The organism is Streptomyces sp. NPDC002619 (assembly GCF_042889305.1).
Lineage (GTDB): Bacteria > Actinomycetota > Actinomycetes > Streptomycetales > Streptomycetaceae > Streptomyces.
The window spans coordinates 177,825-193,762 of sequence record NZ_JBIAQV010000006.1; the positions used below are offsets into that span (position 1 = coordinate 177,825).

Sequence of the window (15,938 nt, forward strand, 5' to 3'; positions counted from 1 at the left end):
GGGACTCGCGGGTTCCGCGGGGCGTGTCTCCGCCGCTTCCGTGGGGTTCCACAAAGAACGAGTCAAATGCCGCGCGAGGGGTGTCGCAACAGGGGTGTCGGACAACTGCGCCGAAAGAAGGAGCACGGGGGTCGTGCCGGGGGCGTAACCGCGCGGGCGCGGGCGCGTTGTTCCCCGTGACGGCCGTGGCGGGGAAGACCCCCGAGCCCCCACCACGGCCGCAGAAAATCCCCTTCCGTGTGTGTGCGCCGTGTTACGCGAGCCCGGAGCGCTCCAGGGCCTCGGTGCCGGCCCGCAGAGAGGCGAGCCGCTCGTCGAGCGTGAAGCCAGCGGGAGCGAGGGTGAGGGTGGTGACTCCGGCCGCGGCGTAGGCCGTCATCCGGTCGGCGATGCGCTCCACGGAGCCGAGCAGGGTGGTCTTGTCGATCAGGTCCTGCGGTACGGCGGCCGCGGCGCCCTGCTTGTCGCCGGACAGGTACTTGTCCTGGATCTCGGCGGCTTCCTTCTCGTAACCCATGCGCTGGGCGAGCTGGTTGTAGAAGTTCTGCTTGCGGCTGCCCATGCCGCCGACGTACAGGGCGGTGTAGGGGCGGAAGGTGTCGGCGAGCCGGGCGACGTCCTGGTCCTCGCCGACGGCGAGCGGCAGTGTCGGGCAGATGTCGAACCCGTCGAGGGTCTTGCCCGCCTTCTCCCGCCCGGCGCGCAGGTATTTGATGGTGGTGTCCTCGAGGTGCTCGGCGGACGGGAAGATCAGCAGCGCGCCGTCGGCGATCTCGCCGGTCTGCTCGAGGTTCTTCGGGCCGATGGCGGCGATGTAGAGCGGGATGTGCTCGCGCTCCGGGTGCACGGTCAGTTTGATCGGCTTGCCCGGGCCGCCGGGCAGCGGCAGCGTCCAGTGCTCGCCCTCGTACGACAGGCGCTCGCGCGTCATGGCCTTGCGTACGATCTCGACGTACTCGCGGGTGCGGGCGAGTGGCTTGTCGAACTTGACGCCGTACCAGCCCTCCGAAACCTGCGGCCCGGAGACGCCGAGGCCGAGCCGGAAGCGGCCCTTGGACAGCGAGTCCAGTGTCGCCGCGGTCATCGCGGTCATGGCCGGCTGGCGGGCCGGGATCTGGAAGATGGCCGAGCCGACGTCGATGCGCTCGGTCTGCGCGGCGACCCAGGTGAGCACGGTGGCCGCGTCGGAGCCGTACGCCTCGGCGGCCCAGCACACGGCATAGCCCAACCGCTCGGCCTCCTGCGCCACGGCCAGATTGTCCGCGTCCATCCCGGCACCCCAGTATCCGAGGTTGATCCCGAGCTGCATGGCCGAATCTCCTTACCGATCAGTAACGTCGTTGTCGGGCAGACACTAGCGCGGGAGAAGGCGGAACGGGCAGCGTCTGTCGCGACAGTGTGGCGAACGCGCCATGCCCCAGGTCCGCGGCGCCGCGCGACGCGTTGCGGGGCAGGTGCCGGAAACTGTCCCCAACTCCACGGGCCACAGCGGAGATCGGTTATCCACAGGCAACCCACCGCACCAGTTCTGGCCAGTAATCTCGGCGGACATGGAGCAGAGGCATCTCGGCCGTACCGGCCTGCGCGTGTCCCGGATCGGACTCGGCACCCTCACCTGGGGCCGGGACACCGACGAGCACGACGCCGCGGACATGCTGAAGGCGTTCTGGGAGGCGGGCGGGACCCTCGTCGACACCGCGGACGTGTACGGCGACGGGGAGGCCGAGTATCTGCTCGGGCAGCTGATAGAAGGGCTGGTGCCGCGCCGGGACCTGGTCATCTCGACGAAGGCTGGCAGCGTCCCCGACCCCGACCGCCGCTTCAACGGCTCGCGCGGCCATCTGCTCGCCGCGCTTGACGCGTCCCTCGCCCGCCTCGGCACGGACTACGTCGACATCTGGCACATCCACGCGTTCGACCCGGGCACCCCGCTGGAGGAGACCCTCCAGGCCCTAGACCTCGCCGTCAGCAGCGGCCGCGCCCGCTACGCCGGCGTCTCCAACTTCTGCGGCTGGCAGCTCGCCAAGGCGGCGACCTGGCAGCTCGCGGCCCCGGGCACGCGCACCCGGCTGGCCAGCACGCAGATGGAGTACTCGCTGCTCCAGCGCGGTGTCGAACGCGAGGTGCTGCCGGCCGCCCTGGACCTGGGCGTCGGCCTGCTCCCCTCCTCGCCGCTCGGCCGGGGCGTCCTGACCGCCAAGTACCGGAGCGGTACGCCCGTGGACTCGCGCGGTGCCTCGGAACATCTCGCGCCGTTCGTCGCGCCGTACCTCGACGACACGGCGAGTCACATCGTGGACGCGGTGCGGACGGCCGCCGACGGGCTGGCGGTGACGCCGCTCCAGGTGGCCCTCGCCTGGGTCCGCGACCGGCCCGGCGTGGCCGCCCCGATCGTGGGTGCGCGCAACGCGCAGCAGCTCACGGGGGCATTGTCAGTGGAGGCCCTTAGTCTTCCTGACGAGATCTGCAGAGCCCTCGACGATGTGTCGGCGCCCCTGCACCGCTATCCCGATCACGACTGGAGCACGCTGTGAGCACGGACCCGGAGACCACGGAGGAAGCCGAGCCGGGGACCCCGGACACCCGGCCGCAGGACGCGACACCCGAGGCTGCGGCCGAGGGCGGGAGCGGCGGCGGGGCCGGTGAGGACGGTGCGGCTTCGGCCCAGCCGACCGAAGCGGAGGCCGAGCTCGCGGCCCAGCGCGTCGAGCGGGAGCGGATCGAGCGGCGCAAGGCGGAGAAACAGGGGCCCCTCGAGAGCGGCGCCAAGCTCAGCGGTACGGCGGCCGATCTGCTCGCGGCCGTGCGGGCGGTGGAGAGCGGCGAGAAGCCCGTCGCGGCCGTCTTCGGCGAGCCCGCTCCCGCCCCGCGCCGGCCGGCCGCTCCCGAGCCCGCCCGCCGGCCGCAGGCCGCCCCGGTCACGGCGCCCGCCGCCCCGGCGACGGAGACCGTCGACGCCGTACGACGCGTACTGACCGAGGGCGGTGCGCCGGACACCCTCGCCGCCCAGGTCGCGGCGGTCCTCGGCGAGGGCGCGGACACCGTGCTGCGGGAGGACCCCTGGCAGCTGCTGCGGATCGGCGGCGTACGGCCGGACCAGGCCGACGGCTTCGCGCGGGCGCTGCTCGGCGCCGCGTGCGCTCCGGACGACGAGCGCCGGGGCCGTGCCGTGACCGTGTGGCTGCTGGAGCAGGCGGCGCTGGCCGGGCACACCGCGTTGGAGATGGCCGCGCTGGAGACCGCGCTGACCCAGCGGAGTGTGCCGGATCCTGAGGCGGCCGTGCAGGGCACGATCGCGGAGGGCGAGGCCTTGGTGTTCCAGGACGCCCTGGACGAGCCGGGCGCCCCGGCCCGGCCGCGCGAGTCCGCGTCGGAGACGGAGGACGGGGAAGAAGAGGACGAGGAGGAGCGTCCGGTACGTGTCCTCGTCGGCCTGGAGCGGTACGCGCTGGCCGAGGAGAGCCTGGCCGACGGTCTGGCCCGGCTGGTCAACTCCCTGTCCAAGGAAGGCTCTCAGGCGTGGGAGGCGGCCGCCGCCACGGCGTCCGGCGGCGCGGCCGAGCTGATGCGTGCCGTCGCCGGTCACGGCCTCGTGCTGCACACCGGCGGCGAGGCGGCCCGTGCCGAACCGGCCGCCCTGCTCACTGCCGCCCGCGCGGCGGGACTGCGCGCCTACGCCGCCTGCCACACACCCGACGGACGGCGGCGCCTCGCCGCGCTGCTCGGGGCGGCCGAGCCCGAGGGCACCGATTCCGTCGTCACGGTCCCGGGCCTGCTCTCCGGCACCGAGGGTCCCGGACGGGACGCCGAGGGTGCGCTGAACCTCGATCTCCTGATCGTCCTCGACGCACCGCTGCTCGACGTGGAGAGCGCGGCAATGATCGCGGAGTCGCTGCCCGACGGGGCCCGGCTGGTGCTGAGCGGGGACCCGGCGGTGCTGTGGTCGACCGGGGCGGGGCGGGTCTTCGCCGACTTGCTCGCGGTCCGCGCGTGCCCGCAGATCGCCTCCCGCGTCCCCGACCCGGGTCCGCTCGGTGAGCTGGTGTCCGGGATCGGCATCGGTGAGCTGGGTCAGGTGGAGGTGCCCGGCAAGGAGATCGTCATCGTGCCGGTGCGGGACGCGGGTGAGGCCGTGCACCGGACCGTGCAGCTGGTCTCGGACTCCGTGCCGCGGGCCATCGGGGTCCCGGCCGAGCAGACCGTGGTGATCACTCCGGGCCACGGCGGAGCGGCGGGCACCCGCGCACTGAACGCGGCGCTCAAGGAACGTCTCAATCCCGGCCCCGGCCGCTTCGGCGGCTTCGACCCCGGCGACCGGATCGCCTACTCCCCCACGCCGGGCCGTACGCTGCCCGGCCAGGTGGTGAAGGCCGACGCCGAGGGGCTGCACCTGTCGTGCTCGGACGCGCCCGTGGTCGTACCGAAGGAGCGGGTGGAGCAGTCCGTGCGGCACGGATGGGCGCTGACCGCACACCAGGCGGCGGGCAGCCGGTGGCCCGCGGTGGTCGCGGTCCTGCCCGGTGACGCCGCGCAGGCGCTCAGCCGACCGTGGGTGTACACGGCGTTCAGCCGGGCCGAGCGCCATCTCTCCGTGGTCCACGGCGTCGAACAGGCCCTGCCGAAGGCGGTCGCAGAGACCCCGCACAAACCCCGCACCACACGCCTGTCAACGCTCCTGAGAGCCCAGATCCCGCCCACGGGCTGACCACGACGGCGGCGGTGCCGAACCGGGCCTGACCCCTCGGCACCGCCGCGCAGCCGGTGTCAGCGATGCGTGTCAGCGATCCGCGTCCAGCGGCTCCAGGTCCTCGTCGCCGTCCATGTCCAGTTCGTCCTCGAGGTCCTCTTCATCCGTCTCGTCGACGTCGTCGTCGGCCTCGTCGTCGAACACCGCGCTGACGTCGAAGCGGCACACCACCCGCTGCGGATCGACCTGCTCGAACGGTGCCTCCAGCCACTCCCCGGGTTCGGCCGGTTCGTCCGCGGCGGTCACCCAGAGCGTGGAGTCGCCCTCCTCGAGACCGAACTCCTTGTGCCGGGAGGCGATCTCGTCCGGCTCGAACTCGCCGAACAGGATCCCCAGCGCCCCGTGCACCGTGCCGGAGGTGTCCATGCCCGCGCCGTTCTCGTACTCCGCCGCCTCGACCCGCTGGGCCTGTGCCAGCAGCCGCTGGGGCTCCGCCACGGCGTAGTCGCGGCGGATCAGCACGCTGAGGGCGTTCGGTTCCTCGGGCCCCGCGTACGGCGGCAGCGAGTCTTCCGTACCGGGGATCTCGAAGGGGGTGACCTCGTCGTAGCGGTCGTAGAGCAGCTCGTCGTACACCTCGGCGGCCGCCGCGAGCTGATTGAACGCTTCGTAGACGGCCGGGTCGTCCTCCCCCGACCTGCGTTCGACCGCGGCCAGGTGGCGGTCGAGCGCGGTCTTGACCGCCTCGGCGGCGGCACGTACCTCGGCAGCGGTGGGCTGCGCAGCATCAGACATAGTGCAGACGCTATCCGTACCCGGCCCCAGCCCGCACAATAGATGCGATGCCGGAATACGAATTTGTCGACGTGTACGTGCCTCGCGGGGTCTCCCGCAAGGACGCCACGCGTCTGCTGACGGACCATGCCGAGTACGGACACTGGGAGTTGGACCGACTGAGCCTGATGCGCGACGGCAGCCGCAGGGTGCGGCTGCGCCGGCGGATCATCCGCCAGGTGCGTGCCACCTGGTGAGACAGGTCACATGAATCGGAGCGGGCCCCGCGGCTGGGCCGCGAGGCCGCTCCGTTCCTGTCACGCGCGCGTCACGCCGAGGCGCGTGCCTTGCGGTACAGCACCGCGCCCGCGAGGAGCGCCCCCGCGCCCACCGGGAGCACGAGGCCGATCGGCAGGTCGGCGCCGGTGTGCGCGAGTTGCGCGGTGGCCCGGGGCTGGGTGACGTAACTGCCGCCCTGTTGGCCTGTGCCCGAGGAGCCGCCGGTGTGCTCGCCCGTACCGGGCGGAGTGCCCGGCGTGCCGGGGTGAGTGGGCGTCCCCGGCTGCTGCGGGCTGCCTGGTTGGCCCGGGTGTCCAGGGTTGCACGGGTGTCCTGGGTTACCCGGGTGTCCTGGGTTACCTGGGTTACCTGGCTGTCCGGGGTTGCCCGGAGTCCCCGGCGGCGGGGTGTGGTGCCCGCCGCCCCCGTGGTCGCCGCCGTTGGCGCAGTCGCCGCCCAGCGCGACGTTGCCGATCCCGATGACGTCGACGCTGTTGCCGCACACGTTGACCGGTACGTCGACCGGCACCTGGACGGTGTTGCCGGAGCCGAGGCCCGGCGAGCCTCCGGTGTGCCCGCCGGCTTGCGAGCCGCCGTGACCGCCCGAGCCCGTGTGGTCGCCGGACGAGCTGCCGCCGCCCTGGTTGGCGCACGTGTTGCCCGCCGACGGGTTCAGGAGCCCGATCACGCTCACGGTGTTGCCGCAGACGTTCACCGGCACGTGAATGGGCGCCTGCACCGTGTTGCCGGACAGTACGCCGGGCGAGCCGGCGGCGGAGCCGCTCGCGCCCGAGTCGGCGTGGGCGTAGCCGCTCGCGGCCGCGATCACTCCGGTGGCGGCCGCCACGGTCATCAAGCCCTTGCGGGTGCCTTGTCGCATTGGTGATTCCCCCTGCCTTCGGTCCTGCTCTGCTGTCGGAGTTCTTCCGACTCGATGTCGGAGTTCTCCGGTTTCGACGTGGTCCCCCGTACAAAAACCGGTCGGCCCCGGAGCACATGGCGCGCGCTCCGGGGCCGACGGAAAGACGCCCCTCAGGGAGTCGACGTCACTTGTTCACGCAGGAGTTGCCGAAGGCGGGGTTCAGCAGCCCGATCACCGAGATCGTGTTGCCGCAGACGTTCACCGGGACGTGCACCGGAACCTGGATGACGTTGCCGGAAGCGACGCCCGGGGAGTGCACGGCGGCACCCTGAGCACCGGAGTCGGCGACGGCGAGGCCCGCGCCCGCGAGAACCAGGCCACCAGTGGCAGCCGCGGCGGCGACGACCTTCTTGATCATTGTTCCTCCTTGTTGGCAAAGCGATCCAGCGTGCGATCGCATCACTTGCAACGAGGAGGAATGAATGAAGCTACGAGCTTATGGTCGCATTCACCCTTCTCAGTCACGCCCGTACGCGCTGCCGATTACGGACGTCAAGACGCGTCGATGAACCGGTCGAGCACGCGCACACCGAACTTGAGCCCGTCCACCGGCACGCGCTCGTCGACACCGTGGAACATGCCCGCGAAGTCCAGCTCCGGAGGCAGCTTCAGCGGTGCGAAGCCGAAGCCCCGGATGCCCAGGTCGTCGAAGGACTTGGCGTCGGTGCCGCCGGAGAGCATGTAGGGGATCGCCTTCGCGGCCGGGTCCTCGGCGAGGAGTGCGGACTGCATGGCGTCGACGAGCGCCCCGTCGAAGGTGGTCTCGACGGCCTTGTCGGAGTGCACGTCCTCGCGCTTCACGTTGGGCCCGAGGAGCTTGTCGAGGTCGGTGAGGAACTCCTCCTCGAACCCGGGCAGGAACCGTCCGTCGACGTGCGCGATGGCCTCGCCCGGGATGACGTTGACCTTGTATCCGGCGTTCAGCTGCGTCGGGTTGGCCGTGTTGCTGAGGGTCGCGCCGATGAGCTTGGCGATGCCGCCGAGCCTGACGAGCGTGGACTCCATGTCCTCCGGGTCCAGCTCGGTGCCGAGCGCGTCGCCGAGTTCGTCGAGGAAGGCCCGGGTGGTCTTGGTGACCCGTACCGGGAACCTGTGCCGGCCGACCCGCGCGACGGCCTCCGACAACTCCGTGATCGCGTTGTCCCGGTGGATCATCGAGCCGTGCCCCGCCGTGCCGGCCACCGTCAGCTTCATCCAGTGCATGCCCTTCTCGGCCGTCTGGATCAGATAGAGCCGCCGCTGCTCGCTCACCGTGAACGAGAACCCGCCCACCTCGCTGATCGCCTCGGTGACGCCCTCGAAGAGGTCGGGGTGGTGGTCGACCAGATACCGGGCGCCGTACGTGCCGCCGGCTTCCTCGTCGGCGAGGAAGGCGAGCACGATGTCCCTGGGCGGCCGCCGTCCGCTACGCAGCCGGTCGCGCACGACAGCGAGCGTCATGGCGTCCATGTCCTTCATGTCGACGGCGCCGCGCCCCCATACGCACCCGTCCGTGACCTCGCCGGAGAACGGGTGGTGGGTCCAGTCGTCGGCGTTGGCCGGTACGACGTCGAGGTGGCCGTGGATCAGCAGCGCGGGCCGGGACGGGTCCTCGCCCTCGATGCGGGCCACGGTGGAGGCGCGCCCCGGGTGCGACTCGAAGATCTTCGGCTCGAGTCCCACCTCGGCGAGCTTCCCGGCGACGTACTCGGCGGCCGTGCGCTCGCCGGGGCCCGAGTGGTCGCCGTAGTTGCTGGTGTCGATCCGGATGAGCTCGCGGCAGAGGTCCACGACCTCGTCCTCGCCGGTGACGCCCCTGGTCGTGTCCGTCTCGCTCACGCTGCTTCCTCCCACTGTCACTGCTGGTGGTCCCCCTCATCCTCCCTCCCCGCCCGCTCCGCTCCCAAGCCCCCTCCCGGCCCGTCACACGCAGTTCGCGCACGGGCGGAGCCGGGGACGGGGTGTGATCGGCCACCCCGGAAAGCCTGGTAATGTTTCCTTCGTCGCCGCGGGGGAAACCCCGCACGACAGACACCTTGTCCGGGTGGCGGAATGGCAGACGCGCTAGCTTGAGGTGCTAGTGCCCTTTAACGGGCGTGGGGGTTCAAGTCCCCCCTCGGACACCAGCAAGGCCCCCTGCAGAGCAGGGGGCCTTTTGCCATACCGATTCAGGCCACTGTCGATACCTGCACGACGGCCCCGCCAGGCCGCGCGGGATGCATCAACTGGCGGAAAATAAACGGGGATTCAATGTGCACTGTGCCCGAAACCTAACAACTTCCGCACGCTCCGGTCGTGTTCGGGCACGACCGTGGGCTCGAACCGGTTCGGAGTACCTGGCGGCCGGAACACCGGGCCGGTGTGGCGCCCCGGGCCCCTTCCACCGGGCGCCGGCCCATCTCCCGGTGCCTTTCACGCCGTTCGAGGATGCCGCGTCGGTCGTACCGGGCTCGCAGGCGCCGTGATCCCCGGGCCCGGTTTCCACAAACCGCGCGGAAACCGGGCCCGCTCTGCGTGTCTCTGTGTGCCATCTCTCGTCCGCACGTAGATCACCAGGTCACCGCCCCTCGGCGGCCTCACCCAGACCCCCGAACGGCGCGCCGGAGTGGCCGACAGAACGGGCGGAGCCTAGCGTCGTACTAAAATTTCCAGTTTGTTACCGAGCTGGAGCCGGACAACCCCAGGCAGACCTGCGGGCCCGCCAGCGCCCCGGAGGCTTCCGGGCACGAGACGCGAGGACCGGATGGCAGCCATACACGAGGGCAGTGCTCTCGGCCTGCTCGACGATGAGATCCGCGAGCAGTTCGGTGACACGGCACGTTTCTCCGCGGGGCCTGCGGCCTCGCCGCGCACTCTGGTCGACGTGTTCGAGGCGTCCGTACGGTCGTATCCCGACGAACTCGCCCTGGACGACGGCACCGGCCGGCTCACCTACCGGGCGCTCGCCGTCGAGGTGGAGCGGCTGCGGCGGCGGCTGGCCGAGGCCGGGGTCGAGGTCGGCGACCGCGTGGGCGTGCGGGTTCCGTCGGGGACCAACGAACTGTACGTCGCGATCCTCGCCGTGCTCGCGGCCGGTGCCGCCTACGTTCCCGTCGACGCCGAGGACCCGGACGAGCGGGCCGAGTTGGTGTTCGGCGAGGCGGACGTACGCGCCGTGATCGGTGCCGGGCACCACCTCACCGTGGACGGCACCCCGGACGCCGCCCCCGTCGGCCGGAGCAGCCCCTCCGCCACCCGTCCCAGGCCCGAGGACGACGCGTGGATCATCTTCACCTCCGGTTCCACCGGGAAGCCCAAGGGCGTCGCCGTCACGCACCGCAGCGCCGCCGCCTTCGTGGACGCCGAGGCCGCGTTGTTCCTGGCCGAGGACCCGGTCGGGCCCGGTGACCGGGTCATGGCGGGGCTGTCCGTCGCCTTCGACGCGTCCTGCGAGGAGATGTGGCTGGCCTGGCGGTACGGGGCCTGTCTGGTGCCGGTGCCGCGTTCGCAGGTCAGGAGCGGTGCCGATCTCGGGTCCTGGCTGGTCGAGCAGGAGATCTCCGTCGTCTCGACCGTGCCGACGCTGGCCGCGTTGTGGGAGCCCGAGGCCCTGAGCGACGTACGGCTGTTGATCTTCGGCGGTGAGGCCTGTCCGCCCGAGCTGGCGCAGCGGCTGGTCATGGAGGGCCGCGAGGTGTGGAACACGTACGGGCCCACCGAGGCGACCGTCGTGGCCTGCGCGGCGCTGCTGAGCGGCGCGGAGCCGGTGCGGATCGGTCTGCCGCTGAACGGCTGGGAGCTGGCCGTGGTCGACGAGGCCGGGCAGCCCGTGTCCCTGGGCGGCAGCGGGCAGCTGGTGATCGGCGGGGTCGGGCTAGCGCGGTATCTCGACGCCGAGAAGGACTCGGAGAAGTACGCGCCGCTGGAGTCTCTGGGCTGGGAGCGGGCGTACCGCAGCGGTGACCTCGTGCGCGCCGATCCGGAGGGGCTGGTCTTCCTCGGGCGGGCGGACGAGCAGATCAAGCTGGGCGGGCGGCGCATCGAGCTGGGTGAGGTGGACGCGGCCCTGCAGGCGCTGCCGGGGGTCGCGGGCGCCGCCGCCGCGGTGCGCACCGCCCGCAGCGGCAATCAGCTGCTCGTCGGCTATGTCGTCACGCAGGAGGGCTGGGACCACGCGGCCGCGGTCGAGAAGCTGCGCGCCGCCCTGCCCGCCGCGCTCGTGCCGCTGCTCGCGCCGGTGGCCGAGCTGCCGACCCGCACGTCCGGCAAGGTCGACCGGAACGCGCTGCCGTGGCCGCTGGAGGGTGTGGAGCAGCCCGCCGCGCAGTTGTACGGCACGGAGGCCTGGCTCGCCGAGCAGTGGGCGGACGTCCTCGGCATCCCGGTGAGCAGTGCCTCCGACGACTTCTTCGCGATCGGCGGCGGCAGCCTGGCCGCCGCTCAGCTCACCACACGGCTGCGCACCCGCTATCCAAGTGCGGCCGTGCTCGACATCTATCAGCAGCCGGTGCTGCGCAAGCTGGCCCGGCGGCTGGAGGCCTCGACGCAGGACGACGGGGCGCGGCGCACGGTGGCGCCGGTCCCGGTCCGCGCGCAGGTGGTGCAGTCGCTGCTGCTCGTGCCGCTGTTCACGCTGCTCGGGCTGCGCTGGACGGTGGCGCTGGCCGCGGCCGGCAATCTGCTGCCCGGCTACGGCTGGCTGCCGACCGCGCCCTGGTGGCTGCTCGCGGCCGGCGCGCTGTTGTTCTTCAGCCCGCCGGGGCGGATCGCGCTGGCGGCGGGCGGGGCGCGGCTGCTGCTGCGCGGCCTGAAGCCCGGGCGCTATCCGCGTGGCGGAAGCGTCCATCTGCGGCTGTGGACCGCCGAGCGGCTGGCCGAGTTCACCGGGGCGACCTCGCTGACGGGGTCCTGGCTGGAGCGGTACGCGCGGGCGCTGGGCGCCAAGATCGGCCCGGAGGTCGATCTGCACTCGCTGCCCCCTGTCACGGGCATGCTCAAGCTGGGGCGTGGCGCCGCGGTGGAGTCCGAGGTGGACCTCAGCGGGTACTGGCTGGACGGGGACCGGCTGAGGGTCGGCCCGGTGAAGGTCGGCGCGCACGCCGTCGTCGGGACGCGCAGCATGCTGTTCCCCGGGGCCCGGGTGGGCAAGCGGGCCGAGGTGGCGCCCGGTTCGGCGGTCACCGGGCAGGTGCCGACCGGGCAGCGGTGGGCGGGCGCGCCCGCGGTCAAGCTCGGTAAGGCCAAGCGGAACTGGCCGAAGCAGCGGCCGCAGCGGGGCACGTACTGGCGAGTGATGTACGGCGTCACGGGCGTCGCGCTCAGTGCCCTGCCGGTGGTCGCGGGTGTCGCCGCGCTGCTGGTGGGCGCGGAGTTCGTGCGTCCCGGGGACGGGCTCGGCGAGGCGCTGCGCGGGGCCGCGTACGGTCTTGTCCCGGCGACGCTCTCGTTCGGGCTGGCGTACGCGCTGCTGATCCTCGTCGCCGTACGGCTGCTGAGTCTCGGGCTGCGCGAGGGGACGTATCCGACGCACAGCCGGGTCGGCTGGCAGGTCTGGACGGTCACGCAGCTGATGGACCGGTCGCGGGAGACGCTGTTCCCGTTGTACGCCGGGCTGGTCACGCCGGTGTGGTTGCGGTTGCTCGGGATGCGGATCGGCAAGGGCGCCGAGGTGTCGACCGTGCTCGCTCTGCCGAGCCTGACCACGGTCGGGGACGGTGCGTTCCTGGCCGACGACACCCTGACCGCACCGTACGAACTGGGTGGCGGCTGGGTGCGGATCGGGCGCGCGGAGATCGGGCGGCGGGCGTTCCTCGGGAACTCGGGGATGACCGCGCCGGGGCGGAGCGTGCCGGACGGCGGTCTGGTCGGGGTGCTGTCGGCGACGCCGAAGAAGGCGAAGAAGGGCACGTCGTATCTGGGGCTGCCGCCGGTGAAGCTGCCGCGCAGCGCGAACGACGGGGACCAGGGCCGGACGTACGACCCGCCGGCCCGGCTGCTGTGGGCGCGCGGGCTGGTGGAGCTGTGCCGGATCGTGCCGGTGTTCTGCTCGGCGGCGCTGGCCGTGCTGACGGTGGCGGCGCTGTGCGCGCTGGGCGTGTGGGCGCCGGTGCTGTCGGGGCTGGTGTTGCTCGGGGCGGGTTTCTTGGCCGCGCTCGTGTCGATCGTCGCGAAGTGGGTGCTCGTGGGGCGGCACCGGGGCGCGGAACATCCGCTGTGGAGCGGGTTCGTGTGGCGCAACGAGCTGGCGGACACGTTCGTCGAGGTGCTCGCGGTGCCGTGGCTGGCCGGGTCGGTGCCGGGGACGCCGGTGCTGACGGCGTGGCTGCGCGGGCTCGGGGCGCGGATCGGGCGGGGTGTCTGGCTGGAGAGCTACTGGCTGCCGGAGACGGACCTGGTGACGCTGGAGGACGCGACGACGGTCAACCGGGGCTGCGTCCTGCAGACGCACCTCTTCCATGACCGGATCTTGCGGACGGATACTGTGGTCCTCCGTGAGGGCGCCACGCTGGGCCCTGGCGGGATCGTGCTGCCCGGCAGCACGATCGGGGCCCGTACGACCCTGGGTCCCGCGTCGCTCGTCATGGCCGCGGAGTCCGTCCCGGACGACACCCGCTGGCTCGGCAACCCCATCGAGGCATGGCGCCCCTGAACGCGGGCCGTCCGGGCCCGGTGGGTGGTGCGGCGCCGGCACGGAGGACGAGCACAGCGCAGGGAGCAGACGCGGCAGTGGCAGTTCAGCAGGCAATGGGTCAGGACCCGTACTTCCCGGCCAACGGTGATCCCCGGTACCGGGTGCACCGCTACGAGCTCACGCTGGACTACCGCCCAGGACCCAACCGGCTGTCGGGCACAGCCCGGATCAACGCCATCGCGGGGCGTGCGCCGCTGACGGAGTTCCAGCTGAACCTGGCCGACTTCAAGATCGGCCGGGTGCGGGTGGACGGCCGCCAGCCGCACTACACGCACCGGGGCGGCCGGCTGCGCATCAGGCCCGCGAAGCCGGTGCGGGCGGGGGCCGCGTTCACGGTCGAGGTGCACTGGTCGGGCAACCCGAAGCCGGTGGCCAGCCCCTGGGGCGGCCTCGGCTGGGAGGAACTGGACGACGGGGCGCTGGTGGCGAGCCAGCCGATCGGGGCGCCGTCCTGGTACCCGTGCAACGACCGGCCCGCCGACAAGGCGTCGTATCTGATCTCGGTGACGACGCCGTCCGCGTACGCGGCGGTGGCGGGCGGGCGGCTGCTGACCCGTACGACGAAGGCGTCGACGACGACGTGGGTGTACGAGCAGTCCGCGCCGACGTCCAGCTATCTCGTCGGACTGGCGATCGGCAAGTACCAGACGGTGCTGCTCGGCGACCCGGGCCCTGGCGGTATCCCGCAGCACGGACACATCCCGGCGCATCTACTCCCGGAATTCTCCCGGGACTTCGCGCGCCAGCCCGCGATGATGGAGCTGTTCCAGGAGCTGTTCGGCCCGTACCCCTTCGAGGAGTACGCGGTCGTCGTCACGGACGAGGAACTCGATGTTCCGGTCGAGGCACAGGGGTTGTCGCTGTTCGGCGCCAATCATGTGGACGGGGCGCGGGGTTCGGAGCGGCTGGTGGCGCACGAGCTGGCGCACCAGTGGTTCGGCAACAGCGTGTCCATCGCCGACTGGCGGCAGATCTGGCTGAACGAGGGCTTCGCCAAGTACGCGGAGTGGCTGTGGTCGGAGCGCTCGGGTGGCCGCACCGCCCATCAACTGGCAGCCGCCGCCCACCGGTTGCTCTCGACGCAGCCCCAGGACCTGCGCCTGTCCAATCCCGGCCGCAAGGAGATGTTCGACGACCGGCTCTACGAGCGCGGCGGCCTGACCCTGCACGCGATCCGCTGCGCGCTGGGCGACGAGGCGTTCTTTCTGATGCTGCGCAGCTGGGTCCGGCTGCACCGCAACAGCTCGGTGACGACCGCGGCCCTCATGTCCCACGTGGCCCGCTTCGCGGACGAACCCGTGGACGGCCTGTTCGAGGCCTGGGTGTACGGCGCGCCACTGCCGCCGCTGCCCATGCCGGGCTCACGTGCGGCCGTCTAGCAGAATGGCGGTATGACCACGCGTCCCTGTCCCTGCGGCCTTCCCGAGTCGTACGACAAGTGCTGCGGCCGATATCACACCGGTGACGCCGCCGCGCCGACCGCCGAGGCGCTGATGCGGTCGCGGTACTCCGCCTTCGTCGTGGGAGACGCCGGGTATCTGTTGCGGACCTGGCATCCGCGGACGCGGCCCGCGCGGCTGGAGCTGGATCCGGGCATGCGGTGGACGGGGCTCAAGGTCGAGGACGCCCGTGACGGGTCCGCGTTTCACTCCGCCGGGAGCGTGACCTTCCGGGCGTCCTACCGGGGTGGCTCCCTGCATGAGCGGAGCCGGTTCGAGCGGGTCGGTGGGGCGTGGGTGTATGTCGACGGGGAGTTCCTCGACGACTGAGGAGGCTGGGCCTCAGGACTTCGGGGCCAGGATCTCCAGTTCCTGGAGGGCGCCGACCGTGATCTGTCTGGTCAGCTCCTCGGCGCGGACCGCGTCACCCTCGCGTACCGCCTCCGCGACCTGGACGTGCAGGGTGACGGCGGCGGGGTCGGGGTCCTCGAACATGACCTCGTGGTGGGTGCGGCCGGCCAGGACTTCGGCGACGACGTCGCCCAGGCGGGCGAACATCTCGTTGCCGGAGGCCGTGAGGATCACCCGGTGGAAGGCGATGTCGTGGATCAGGTACTCCTCCAGCTTGTGGCCGCGGGAGTTGGCCACCAGGCCGAGCGCACACTCGGTGAGCTCGGCGCACTGGTCCGCCGTGGCGTTCTTCGCGGTCAGGCCCGCCGCCACCGGTTCGATCGCCGAGCGCAGCACGGTGAGTGAGCGCAGCTGGTGGGGACGGTCGGCGCCCGCCAGGCGCCAGCGGATGACCTGCGGGTCGTAGACGTTCCACTCGCACTTGGGCAGCACCGTCACGCCCACCCGGCGGCGGGAGGCGACCAGGTGCATGGACTCGAGGACGCGCACCGCCTCACGCATCACGGACCGTGACACCTCGAAGTGCTGGGCGAGTTCGTCCGTGCGCAGGACACTGCCGGCCGGATACTCGCCCGCGGTGATCGCGGGGCCAAGGGTGCCCAGTACGTGGCCGTGCAGCCCTCGACCCGGTGTGCTCATGCACACAGCGTACGGGGCAGATCACGGGAAGAAAAAGTCAGACTTATTCGTCACAGACTCTTGAATTCGTCGTACCTAATGGGTTTCATCTACGCGACGTCAGCAGTCAGACGTCATGCGTCGAAGAAGACAGCGAGG

Annotated in this window: 12 protein-coding genes and 1 tRNA gene; 7 read left to right on the forward strand and 6 right to left on the reverse strand. The window is 71.8% G+C overall.

The genetic code is table 11. The annotated features are described in order from the left end of the window. Nucleotides 1–253 precede the first annotated feature (253 nt). Nucleotides 254–1,309 (reverse strand): LLM class F420-dependent oxidoreductase, encoded by a 1,056-nt coding sequence (locus ACFYXB_RS13575; protein WP_351347609.1) that lies wholly within the window; start codon nucleotides 1,307–1,309, stop codon nucleotides 254–256. Nucleotides 1,310–1,550: 241 nt separating this feature from the next. On the opposite strand from ACFYXB_RS13575, the gene ACFYXB_RS13580 reads away from it, so the two are divergent. Together ACFYXB_RS13580 and ACFYXB_RS13585 are read left to right on the forward strand one after the other, a co-directional pair. Further along, entirely contained in the window at nucleotides 1,551–2,534 is a 984-nt protein-coding gene (locus ACFYXB_RS13580) for an aldo/keto reductase (RefSeq protein ID WP_351347607.1), read from the forward strand. Then, nucleotides 2,531–4,705, forward strand: coding sequence for a helix-hairpin-helix domain-containing protein (locus tag ACFYXB_RS13585; protein WP_389581264.1), 2,175 nt, complete (start codon nucleotides 2,531–2,533; stop codon nucleotides 4,703–4,705). Before ACFYXB_RS13580 ends, ACFYXB_RS13585 begins: the two co-directional genes overlap by 4 nt. A 72-nt stretch (nucleotides 4,706–4,777) precedes the next feature. On the opposite strand, the gene ACFYXB_RS13590 is transcribed toward ACFYXB_RS13585, so the two are convergent. Continuing rightward, nucleotides 4,778–5,482 (reverse strand): hypothetical protein, encoded by a 705-nt coding sequence (locus tag ACFYXB_RS13590; protein ID WP_351347604.1) that lies wholly within the window; start codon nucleotides 5,480–5,482, stop codon nucleotides 4,778–4,780. A 47-nt stretch (nucleotides 5,483–5,529) separates the two neighbouring features. On the opposite strand from ACFYXB_RS13590, the gene ACFYXB_RS13595 reads away from it, so the two are divergent. Continuing rightward, nucleotides 5,530–5,718: a DUF5703 family protein gene (locus ACFYXB_RS13595; RefSeq protein ID WP_007380901.1), complete on the forward strand. Its 189-nt coding sequence runs from the start codon at nucleotides 5,530–5,532 to the stop codon at nucleotides 5,716–5,718. A gap of 71 nt (nucleotides 5,719–5,789) precedes the next feature. Here ACFYXB_RS13595 and ACFYXB_RS13600 read toward each other — a convergent pair whose 3' ends face one another. From ACFYXB_RS13600 to ACFYXB_RS13610, 3 genes are all read right to left on the reverse strand, one after another. Continuing rightward, the gene (locus ACFYXB_RS13600) at nucleotides 5,790–6,620 is read right to left on the reverse strand and encodes a chaplin (RefSeq protein WP_389581266.1); all 831 of its coding nucleotides are present in this window, start codon (nucleotides 6,618–6,620) and stop codon (nucleotides 5,790–5,792) included. Nucleotides 6,621–6,786: 166 nt separating this feature from the next. Next, nucleotides 6,787–7,020 carry a chaplin ChpH gene (gene chpH, locus ACFYXB_RS13605; RefSeq protein WP_189309783.1) on the reverse strand — a complete coding sequence of 78 codons (234 nt, stop codon included), beginning with the start codon at nucleotides 7,018–7,020 and terminating at the stop codon, nucleotides 6,787–6,789. Between the two features lie 134 nt (nucleotides 7,021–7,154). After that, on the reverse strand, nucleotides 7,155–8,480 hold the full coding sequence (locus tag ACFYXB_RS13610) for a M20/M25/M40 family metallo-hydrolase (protein WP_389581268.1): 1,326 nt from the start codon (nucleotides 8,478–8,480) through the stop codon (nucleotides 7,155–7,157). A gap of 199 nt (nucleotides 8,481–8,679) precedes the next feature. Here ACFYXB_RS13610 and ACFYXB_RS13615 point away from each other — a divergent pair. From ACFYXB_RS13615 to ACFYXB_RS13630, 4 genes are all read left to right on the forward strand, one after another. Next, a tRNA-Leu gene (locus tag ACFYXB_RS13615) sits at nucleotides 8,680–8,767 on the forward strand. A 617-nt stretch (nucleotides 8,768–9,384) separates the two neighbouring features. Continuing rightward, a complete protein-coding gene (locus tag ACFYXB_RS13620) occupies nucleotides 9,385–13,269 on the forward strand; it encodes a Pls/PosA family non-ribosomal peptide synthetase (RefSeq protein ID WP_389581270.1) in 3,885 nt (1,294 codons plus the stop codon). Between the two features lie 77 nt (nucleotides 13,270–13,346). Continuing rightward, complete coding sequence (locus tag ACFYXB_RS13625) at nucleotides 13,347–14,690, forward strand: M1 family metallopeptidase (protein WP_389581272.1); 1,344 nt, start codon at nucleotides 13,347–13,349, stop codon at nucleotides 14,688–14,690. A gap of 12 nt (nucleotides 14,691–14,702) precedes the next feature. Beyond that, complete coding sequence (locus tag ACFYXB_RS13630; protein ID WP_389581274.1) at nucleotides 14,703–15,080, forward strand: YchJ family protein; 378 nt, start codon at nucleotides 14,703–14,705, stop codon at nucleotides 15,078–15,080. A 12-nt stretch (nucleotides 15,081–15,092) separates the two neighbouring features. Here ACFYXB_RS13630 and ACFYXB_RS13635 read toward each other — a convergent pair whose 3' ends face one another. Next, nucleotides 15,093–15,800 (reverse strand): FCD domain-containing protein, encoded by a 708-nt coding sequence (locus tag ACFYXB_RS13635; protein WP_351347591.1) that lies wholly within the window; start codon nucleotides 15,798–15,800, stop codon nucleotides 15,093–15,095. Nucleotides 15,801–15,938: the final 138 nt, after the last annotated feature.

Bases quoted from the DNA above. Each gene is read 5' to 3' on its own strand.
- ACFYXB_RS13630 (WP_389581274.1), top strand. From the start codon at position 14,703: ATGACCACGCGTCCCTGTCCCTGCGGCCTTCCCGAGTCGTACGACAAG.
- ACFYXB_RS13620 (WP_389581270.1), top strand. From the start codon at position 9,385: ATGGCAGCCATACACGAGGGCAGTGCTCTCGGCCTGCTCGACGATGAG.
- ACFYXB_RS13635 (WP_351347591.1), bottom strand. From the start codon at position 15,800: ATGAGCACACCGGGTCGAGGGCTGCACGGCCACGTACTGGGCACCCTT.
- ACFYXB_RS13575 (WP_351347609.1), bottom strand. From the start codon at position 1,309: ATGCAGCTCGGGATCAACCTCGGATACTGGGGTGCCGGGATGGACGCG.
- ACFYXB_RS13590 (WP_351347604.1), bottom strand. From the start codon at position 5,482: ATGTCTGATGCTGCGCAGCCCACCGCTGCCGAGGTACGTGCCGCCGCC.
- ACFYXB_RS13595 (WP_007380901.1), top strand. From the start codon at position 5,530: ATGCCGGAATACGAATTTGTCGACGTGTACGTGCCTCGCGGGGTCTCC.
- chpH (WP_189309783.1), bottom strand. From the start codon at position 7,020: ATGATCAAGAAGGTCGTCGCCGCCGCGGCTGCCACTGGTGGCCTGGTT.
- ACFYXB_RS13580 (WP_351347607.1), top strand. From the start codon at position 1,551: ATGGAGCAGAGGCATCTCGGCCGTACCGGCCTGCGCGTGTCCCGGATC.
- ACFYXB_RS13600 (WP_389581266.1), bottom strand. From the start codon at position 6,620: ATGCGACAAGGCACCCGCAAGGGCTTGATGACCGTGGCGGCCGCCACC.